General features: G+C 45.7%; 7 protein-coding genes and 1 tRNA gene. All 8 read right to left on the bottom strand.

The features are described from left to right. Window positions 1-105 precede the first annotated feature (105 nt). Window positions 106-375, bottom strand: coding sequence for a 30S ribosomal protein S15 (gene rpsO / locus HUJ19_RS05720; protein ID WP_018623365.1), 270 nt, complete (start codon window positions 373-375; stop codon window positions 106-108). A gap of 164 nt (window positions 376-539) precedes the next feature. Beyond that, a complete protein-coding gene (locus tag HUJ19_RS05715; protein WP_290622741.1) occupies window positions 540-1,094 on the bottom strand; it encodes an alpha/beta hydrolase in 555 nt (184 codons plus the stop codon). 26 nt (window positions 1,095-1,120) lie between these two features. Next, window positions 1,121-2,047, bottom strand: a complete 927-nt coding sequence (gene truB / locus HUJ19_RS05710) for a tRNA pseudouridine(55) synthase TruB (protein ID WP_290622740.1) — start codon at window positions 2,045-2,047, stop codon at window positions 1,121-1,123. Between the two features lie 23 nt (window positions 2,048-2,070). Continuing rightward, window positions 2,071-2,439, bottom strand: a complete 369-nt coding sequence (rbfA, locus tag HUJ19_RS05705; RefSeq protein WP_290622739.1) for a 30S ribosome-binding factor RbfA — start codon at window positions 2,437-2,439, stop codon at window positions 2,071-2,073. Between the two features lie 20 nt (window positions 2,440-2,459). After that, the gene (gene infB / locus HUJ19_RS05700; RefSeq protein WP_290622738.1) at window positions 2,460-5,090 is read right to left on the bottom strand and encodes a translation initiation factor IF-2; all 2,631 of its coding nucleotides are present in this window, start codon (window positions 5,088-5,090) and stop codon (window positions 2,460-2,462) included. Between the two features lie 18 nt (window positions 5,091-5,108). Then, window positions 5,109-6,602 (bottom strand): transcription termination factor NusA, encoded by a 1,494-nt coding sequence (nusA, locus tag HUJ19_RS05695; RefSeq protein WP_290622737.1) that lies wholly within the window; start codon window positions 6,600-6,602, stop codon window positions 5,109-5,111. Window positions 6,603-6,645: 43 nt separating this feature from the next. Further along, window positions 6,646-7,098 (bottom strand): ribosome maturation factor RimP, encoded by a 453-nt coding sequence (rimP, locus tag HUJ19_RS05690; protein ID WP_290622736.1) that lies wholly within the window; start codon window positions 7,096-7,098, stop codon window positions 6,646-6,648. A 363-nt stretch (window positions 7,099-7,461) separates the two neighbouring features. Next, window positions 7,462-7,538: transfer RNA gene (locus HUJ19_RS05685), tRNA-Met, on the bottom strand. Between the last annotated feature and the right edge of the window lie 2 nt (window positions 7,539-7,540).

The following is a 7,540-nucleotide window of genomic DNA, read 5'->3' as shown; positions in this document are numbered from 1 at the left end:
GATTTTTTTGTATATTCCACAGTATTTTCCTATTTAAGTTTCAACACTTTCAGAACCCACATCGTCTGAAAGCAAAAAGGGGCCCTAAAGGCCCCTTTATTCTTTTTAGCGACGCAGACCTAACTTCTTAATGAGGTCAGAGTAGCGGTCTTGATCTTTACGTTTCAAATAATCAAGCAACTTACGACGCTGGCTAACCATACGCAACAAGCCACGACGTGAGTGGTGGTCATGCTTATGCACTTTAAAGTGATCTTGCAAATGGTTAATTTGCGCAGTCAATAACGCTACTTGAACTTCAGGAGAACCAGTATCGCCTTCACCGCGCGCGTGTTCTTTAACAATCTCAGCTTTCGCTTCTGGACTTAGTGACATATTTTTTACTCCAAATTTCAGGGACTTGCCCAAGGTTTTAAACAAGACCGGCCAATCACTAATTCAGCCAGTCAAATGAATGCGGGATTTTACCTTAGTCACTCACCTTTCAGCAAGCGGTAAAAAGCCATAAAGGGCCAAATAGCCCGATATTGTTGAGTTTTTTACTGATTTACCGCATCTTTTAGCGGCATATCCATACTTGATTCAATAAAGCATTGACGCAGGAACTGTTCAAAGCAGGACTCTGTTTCAGAAAGCTTTTCACGCAGACGATGGCCACCATCAAAAATATGCAAATTAGCGCCAGCGGCCTGGGCAAACTTAATCACATTGGCCACTGGAACAATATCGTCCTTCCAGCCATGGACTATGGTTACTGGACACTTAACTTGCTCAAGCTCAGCTTCTGCATAACCATCCAGATAAATTGCCGGAGAAATTAAAAACATCCCCAGCGGATGATTTTCAATGCCGGCTACTGCTGACACATAACCGCCCATGCTGGTACCCACCAACACATAGGGGCGCTGCAAATTAGCTAAATGGTTATTCAGCTTAACAACTCTTTCATTGGTCGGTAAGCGGCGGTAATCCAATGATTCCACCTCAAATCCCATGCGCTCAGCAATTTTCGACAATGCCTGGATACGACTTCCTTTCGGACCACTAACTTTACCGTGCGAGAAAATTACCAGTGGTTTAACAATATCAGTCATTACCCTAAATCCTTATTATTCATTCTTTACACAGTCGCTTCATCAGTTCTGATCAAGCGACTTGGTGCTATGTTGCCATCGTCATTGATTGCACCAACACCTATAAATTGATTGTCATGTAGCAGGCAAACACTACCTTCTACAGGAGCTCCCGGTACCTGTACCGCCTGGCCCATACGCAGATAATAGGCCTGATCATCGCTTAACTGGATAAGGGGCATGTGTGCCAACGCTTTTTCCACGGGTAGCAACAGCTCATCCATTTCCAGCTTGGCATCTGCCTGCTTTAATTCTTCGAGGTGAGCCAGTGTAACGGTCTGCTCGAGTCCAAAGCCTCCTACCGCGGTGCGGCGTAATTCTAACACATGTGCACCACAACCCAGCTCATCGCCAATATCTTCGACCAGATTTCGAACATAAGTTCCCTTGGAACAATGCACGTCAAGCACAAACTCTTCATCAGAAAAACTCACAAGCTCCAGTGAGTAAATGTCCACTTCGCGGGCATCCCTTTCAACTTCAATGCCCTGGCGAGCCAGCTTGTACAATGGAACGCCATCTTTCTTTAAGGCTGAGTACATCGAAGGAACCTGGCTGATAGTACCTTTAAATTGTTGCAGTACTTTGACAAGTTGTTCTTCTGTCACAGCGACAGGCTTAGTTTCAATCACTTCGCCTTCACGGTCAGCAGTTGTGGTTTTCTCGCCCAACTTTGCCGTCACCCGATACTTTTTATCCGCATTGAGCAGATACTGTGAAAACTTGGTTGCTTCGCCAAAACAGATGGGTAATACACCGGTCGCAATCGGATCCAGAGCACCGGTATGGCCGGCTTTTGCAGCAAAGTATAAAAACTTGGCTTGTTGCAATGCTTTATTGGAAGTGATGTCGGTGGGTTTATCCAGTAGCAAGATGCCCGTAATATCGCGACCGCGTTTACGTCGTCTGCCCATGGTCTTTCTCCGAAAATTCTAAATTATGACTTTTTCGACTCGTCTTCCGAGATGGCCTTTTCAATCAAAGACGACATTCTCTGACCTTCAACGATCGATTTATCAAATAAAAAGCGCAGGCTGGGAACGCTACGCATACGAATGGATTTTGCTAGTTGTGAGCGCAGGAAACCAGCAGCACCTGAAAGCACTTCCAAGGCCTGCTTAATTTCCTGTTCTTCATCTTTGCCTAAAAAAGTCACAAACACCTTCGCATTCTGAAGATCACTGGTTACTTCCACGCCGGAAACCGTGACGATCCCCAGTCGAGGATCCTTGACTTCACGTTGTAGCAAAACAGCCAACTCGCGTTGGATTTGATCAGCAACTCTTTGTGCGCGTGCTTGTGACATTTTTTCTACCCAATTGCAAATTATAGAGTACGTTGAACTTCAACGATCTGGAACACTTCGATCTTGTCGCCAGGCTTAACGTCGTTGTAGTTCTTAACGCCGATACCACATTCCATGCCATTACGAACTTCGTTGACGTCATCTTTAAAGCGGCGCAATGATTCCAGCTCGCCTTCATAGATAACAACATCGTCACGTAATACACGAATTGGGTTATGACGTTTAACAACCCCTTCAACCACCATACAACCGGCAATCGCGCCCAGTTTTGGTGACTTAAAGACATCACGAACTTCTGCCAGACCAATAATTTCCTGACGAGATTCTGGTGACAACATACCGCCAAGTGCTGCTTTGACTTCTTCAATCGCTTCGTAAATCACGCTGTAGTAGCGGATTTCAACGGCATCTTTCTCAGCCAGTTTACGCGAAGCAGAATCAGCACGTACGTTAAAGCCGATAATGATGGCATTCGATGCTGCAGCTAATGAAACATCAGTTTCCTTAATACCGCCGACACCACTTGAAATCACTTTCACTTCAACTTCTTCAGTAGCCAAGTCAACTAATGACTTATTCAATGCTTCCACCGAACCTTGTACGTCCGCCTTGATAATCACGTTAAGCTGTTGCGTCTCTTCGTCATTACCCATATTGGCAAACATATTCTCAAGCTTGGCTTTTTGCTGACGAGCCTGGAATTCTTCACGCTGTTTTTGCTCACGACGGTCAGCAATTTCACGTGCCGTACGCTCGTCCGCAACTACGGTCGCTTCATCACCAGCCACCGGAACTCCTGACAAACCTAAGACTTCTACCGGAATTGATGGACCAGCTGATTCAATCGACTCACCGTTCTCATCCAGCAAGGCTCGAACACGACCATAATGGGTGCCGGCCAGTAAGATATCGCCTTTGCGTAATTGACCCTTCTGAACCAGGACAGATGCAACTGCACCACGCCCTTTGTCGAGACGCGCTTCAATAACGAAACCTTTTGCTGCACCTTCATCTGTCGCTTTCAATTCCAATACTTCTGACTGAAGCAGAATCGAATCAAGAAGCTCATCAACGCCCTGACCACTCTTCGCAGAAACGTGAACAAACTGCACATCACCACCCCAGTCTTCAGGGATAACATCATGTTGTGATAATTCGTTCTTAACGCGATCAGGATCAGACTCTTCCTTATCAATTTTATTGACCGCCACAATCATCGGAACGCCCGCTGCTTTAGCGTGCTGTACCGCTTCAATGGTTTGCGGCATAACGCCATCATCCGCAGCAACGATTAACACCACGATATCGGTGACTTCCGCACCACGCGCACGCATTGCTGTGAAAGCTGCGTGACCCGGGGTATCCAGGAAGGTAATCATGCCTTTATCCGTTTCAACGTGATAAGCACCGATGTGCTGGGTAATACCACCCGCTTCACCGGATGCCACGTGACTCGCACGAATGTAATCCAGCAACGATGTTTTACCGTGGTCAACGTGACCCATGATGGTAACAACCGGAGCACGAGGCTTGGTTTCACCCGTTTCATCATGCGCTTCTGACAAGGCTTTTTCTTCCATCTCGTTTTCGTTGACCAGAACAGGCTTATGGCCCATTTCTTCAACGATCAAGCTGGCAGTCTCCTGATCAAGCGACTGGTTGATAGTGGCCATAACGCCCACTTTCATCATGGCTTTCATCAGTTCCGGTGCTTTAACCGTCATCGCTTTTGCAAGCTCACCAACGGTAATGGTTTCCGGAATTTCTACTTCGTGAATAATAGTATCTGTTGGTTTCTTGAAACCGTGTTTTTTCATAGCTTCTGGTGCCTGATATACTCTCTGTTCAATCACTACACCGCGCTTACTGTCTTCAAGTGCACCTGCTACCAAGTCCACATCTGAAGTTTTCTTCTTACCTTTCTTACGTTTCTTTTTGCGATGCCCGCTTTTCTCTTCAAAGTCAGCTATAGACATTGGCTTAACTGGACCTTTAGGCTTGCTAGGCTTTTTAACAACAACTTCTTCATCGTCATCATCGTCAAAGCGTGACTTTGATTTTGGCTTAGCCTTTGAAGGCTTACCTGCTTTCTCTTCTTTTTTCTCTTCACGAGCCGGAGCAGCCTTTTTCGCTGACTTATCTTCCGCCTCGGTTTTGTCAGTGCCCTGCTTATCTTCTTCCGCCTGACGCTTCGCTTCTTCTTCCGCTTGACGTTTGGCTTCTTCTTCGGCCTGACGCTTGGCTTCTTCTTCCGCTTGACGCTTGGCTTCTTCAGCTTGACGTTTAGCTTCTTCTTGCGCTTTACGCTCCGCTTCTTCTTCCGCCGCTAACTTAGCCAACTCTTCGCTGGAACGTTTTACATAGGTGCGTTTTTTCTTTACCGCAACCTGCACTGACTTTTTCTTACCTTCAGCACTGGTTACACTCAAGGTACTTTTTTGCGTACGGTTAAGCGTAATTTTCTTTGGTCCAGTACTTTCCGAACCACCATGGCTTTTTTGCAAATAGGCCAATAGGGTCTTTTTCTGCTCATCAGTGATGGCATCTTCCGGACCTTTAACTTTTATTCCGGCCGCCGACAATTGCTCCATCAGTTTTTCAACTGGAGTTTTGACGGTATTAGCCAGATCTTTTACTGTAATTTTCGACATTCGCTATCCCCCGCTATATTATTCCTGCTCCTCGAACCAAGGAGCACGCGCGGTCATAATCAACTTCGCGGCACGCTCTTCATCAAGTTCTTCGATTTCTACAAGCTCATCCACTGACTGCTCTGCTAAATCTTCCATGGTTACAATGCCTTTGCTCGCTAGAACAAATGCCAGGTGGCGATCCATACCTTCCATATTCAACAAATCTTCGGCTGGCTCCACTTCTTCCAACTGCTCTTCGCTGGCAATGGCTTTAGTCAACAACACATCTTTTGCGCGTGACTTTAACGCATCAACCAGATCTTCATCAAAACCTTCGATTTCAAGCATTTCAGATTGTGGTACATAGGCGACTTCTTCAAGAGTGGTGAAGCCTTCTTGAACCAGAATATCCGCCAAATCTTCATCAACGCCCAGGTCGGCAACAAACATCGCAACAATCGATTCAGTTTCTGACTGATTCTTAGTGGCGAAATCTTCTTCAGTCATCACGTTCAATTCCCAACCAGTTAATTCACTGGCTAGACGGATGTTTTGACCATTTCGACCAATCGCCTGCGCTAACTGATCTTCGCTTACCGCGATGTCCATGCTACGAGAATCTTCATCAACCACGATAGAAACTACTTCAGCTGGTGCCATCGCATTAATCACATACTGCGCTGGGTTGTCATCGTACAGAACAATATCAATTCGTTCGCCATTTAACTCACCCGTTACAGCCTGTACACGTGCACCACGCATACCAACACAGGCACCCACAGGATCAATACGCTTATCATTGGTTTTAACGGCAACCTTAGCGCGTGAACCCGGATCACGAGCAGCACCTTTAATTTCAATCACTTCTTCGCCAATCTCTGGCACCTCAATGCGGAATAATTCTTCCAGCATTTCTGGACGAGTACGGCTCACGAATAATTGTGGACCACGATTTTCTGTACTGATGGCATACAATAAACCGCGTACACGATCGCCAGCCCTTACCGTTTCACGTGGCATCATTTCTTCACGTTGAATAACCGCTTCTGCGTTATTACCTAAATCGATGAAGATATAATCGCGTGTGACTTTTTTAACCACACCAGTGACCAATTCGCCTACTCTGTCGCGGAATGCATCAACTGTTTTAGCACGCTCGGCTTCGCGAACTTTTTGTACGATAACCTGCTTCGCTGTTTGTGCGGCAATACGGCCGAACTCAATCGACTCAATCTGTTCTTCAACATAGTCGCCTATCTGAATATCAGGGTCTTCAACCTGCGCCGCTGACAAAGTGGTTTCCGTCAAAGGGTCTTCAACCGCATCATCGGCAACAACCGTCCAGCGACGATACGTATCGTAATCACCTGTATCACGGTCAATATCAACACGCACATCAATATCAACGCCATGTTTTTTCTTTGTGGCAGTGGCCAGGGCAGCTTCAATTGCACCAAAAATCACTTCAGGCTGTACATCCTTTTCATTGGAAACAGCTTCAACCACTAATAAAATTTCTTTATTGCTCATACGTGTTAACCTTTAATCAATACCTGATATTCATCAATTAAGACTAAAACTTAGGGATCAAATGCGCTTTATCAATCTGCTGACAATTGATCTCATAAACTTCACCATCGACTCGAAGCGTCATAACACCTGCCTCAACCTGTTCGATAGTCCCTTTAAACTTGCGTCGGCCATTTAACGGCACTGACAATTTAACTTCAGTATCCTCACCCACATAGCGAGCAAACTGCTGCTCATTAAACAATGGGCGATCCATCCCCGGAGATGAGATTTCAAGGTTGTAAAGCCCCTTAATTGGATCTTCTACATCCAGAACACCACTCACCTGATGGCTAACTTCAGCGCAATCATCCACTGAAATACCATTTTCATGATCAATAAACACCCTTAATACCGAATGTTTGCCCTGAGAAAGGTATTCCAAACCCCAAAACTCAAAGCCAGCAGCTTCGACTGCAGGGCGAATAATATTTTCTAAATCAGTATTTCTAGCCATCGATCACTCTATAACTCTTTGCTTTTACAAGCATTTTTTACATACAAAAATGGGCCTAAATAGGCCCATCAGCAAAATCATTCATGTGATGGGTCAAAGGCAGCGCCATTGCCCACTTGAGCCATACTAAATAAAACGGCTCAGAAAAAATAAGGCCCCTATGAAGGGGCCTTATTATTATATTCATCAATAAAGCTCAGTCAATTTATATTATCTGAGCAAATTAAGGAGCTAAGCAGTCCTTAACTTTAAATTTGGTAGCGCGGGGCTGAATGTAAACTAATGACCTTCAGCTGCTGCGCGTATGAAAAGCTGAGACCGACGTTCGTCGGGCATGTTACCGATATGCTTTTCACCTAAATTTGGTAGCGGGGGCTGGATTTGAACCAACGACCTTCGGGTTATGAGCCCGACGAGCTACCAGGCTGCTCCACCCCGCATC

It is taken from the genome of Kangiella sp. (assembly GCF_014762745.1).
Classification (GTDB): Bacteria; Pseudomonadota; Gammaproteobacteria; order Enterobacterales; family Kangiellaceae; genus Kangiella.
This window is presented reverse-complemented; position numbering and strand designations above follow the sequence as displayed.